Here is a 1,079-nt window from a genome sequence, read left to right on the forward strand (position 1 = left end):
TTTGTGGTGAACTGCAACCTGCAGCGCCTCGACGGCCCGGTCCGCGGCAACGGCAAGATCATCCAGGAGTTGGAGTCGTTCTTCCGCGGCGCCGGCTGGAACGTGATCAAGGTGGTCTGGGGCCGCGAGTGGGACGCCCTGCTGCACGCGGACCGCGACGGCGCCCTGGTCAATCTGATGAACGTCACCCCCGACGGTGACTACCAGACCTACAAGGCCAACGACGGCGGGTACGTGCGGGAGCACTTCTTCGGCCGGGACCCGCGGACGAAGGAGTTGGTGGCGAACCTGTCCGATCAGGACATCTGGAACCTCAAACGCGGCGGCCACGACTACCGCAAGATCTACGCCGCCTACGCGGCGGCGATGGCGCACAAGGGTCAGCCGACGGTGATCCTGGCGCACACCATCAAGGGCTACACCCTGGGCAAGCATTTCGAGGGCCGCAACGCCACCCACCAGATGAAGAAGCTGACCCTCGACGACCTGAAGAATTTCCGGGACCTGCAGCGGATCCCGATCTCCGACGCAGAGTTGGAGAAGGACCCGAAGATGCCGCCGTACTACCACCCCGGCAAAGATGCCCCGGAAATCCAGTACATGCTCGACCGCCGCAAGGCGCTGGGCGGGTTCCTGCCGCAGCGGCGGACCACGGCGGCGCCGTTGCCGCAGCCCGCGGACTCGACCTACGACGTGGTCCGCAAGGGCTCCGGGAAGCAGCAGGTCGCGACCACCATGGCGTTGGTGCGGATCATGAAGGAGCTGCTGCGGGACAAGGAGATCGGGAAGCGGATCGTGCCGATCATCCCGGACGAGGCCCGCACCTTCGGGATGGACTCCTGGTTCCCCTCGCTCAAGATCTACAACCGCAACGGGCAGCTGTACACGGCGGTCGACGCGGAGTTGATGCTGGCGTACAAGGAGTCCGAGATCGGGCAGATCCTGCACGAGGGCATCAACGAGGCCGGCTCGACGGCCTCGTTCACCGCGGTCGGCACCTCCTACGCCACCCACGGGGAGCCGATGATCCCGCTGTACATCTTCTACTCGATGTTCGGGTTCCAGCGCACCGGCGACGG

At 65.5% G+C, this 1,079-nt stretch carries 1 pseudogene; it reads left to right on the forward strand.

What is annotated here, in order from left to right:
* A pseudogene (locus ACFTZB_RS45825) lies at positions 1-1,079 on the forward strand (pyruvate dehydrogenase (acetyl-transferring), homodimeric type); the annotation flags it as partial.

The organism is Rhodococcus sp. NPDC057014, assembly GCF_042673295.1.
Taxonomy (GTDB): Bacteria; Actinomycetota; Actinomycetes; order Mycobacteriales; family Mycobacteriaceae; genus Rhodococcus_F.